The 233-nt window shown below is 43.3% G+C and carries 1 protein-coding gene; it reads left to right on the top strand.

The window, feature by feature from the left end; translation table 11 throughout:
- The first annotated feature begins 5 nt into the window (after positions 1 to 5).
- Positions 6 to 167 carry an inner membrane CreD family protein gene (locus tag R0K30_RS23720; RefSeq protein WP_410613505.1) on the top strand — a complete coding sequence of 54 codons (162 nt, stop codon included), beginning with the start codon at positions 6 to 8 and terminating at the stop codon, positions 165 to 167.
- Positions 168 to 233 lie beyond the last annotated feature (66 nt).

The raw sequence follows: 233 nt of genomic DNA, 5'->3' as shown, positions 1-233 counted from the left end.
GTGGGGTGTTATTTCTCTATAGTCTTTTATACGGATTACTCAGTGCAGAGGATTACGCATTATTAATGGGCAGTGTACTGGTGTTCGTGGTACTCAGTTTAATAAGGATGTTGACGCGCAGAGTAAACTGGTACGGCAGGCAAGCGCAAGACGATGAAACAAACTAAAACCACCTAATTGAAAGGGGCTGACAGCTTTGCCAGCCCCCTTTCACTTAGCTATTAGATAAAAAC

This window comes from Bacillus sp. SIMBA_154, from assembly GCF_046536015.1.
Taxonomy (GTDB): Bacteria; Bacillota; Bacilli; order Bacillales; family Bacillaceae; genus Bacillus; species Bacillus pumilus_P.
This window is presented reverse-complemented; position numbering and strand designations above follow the sequence as displayed.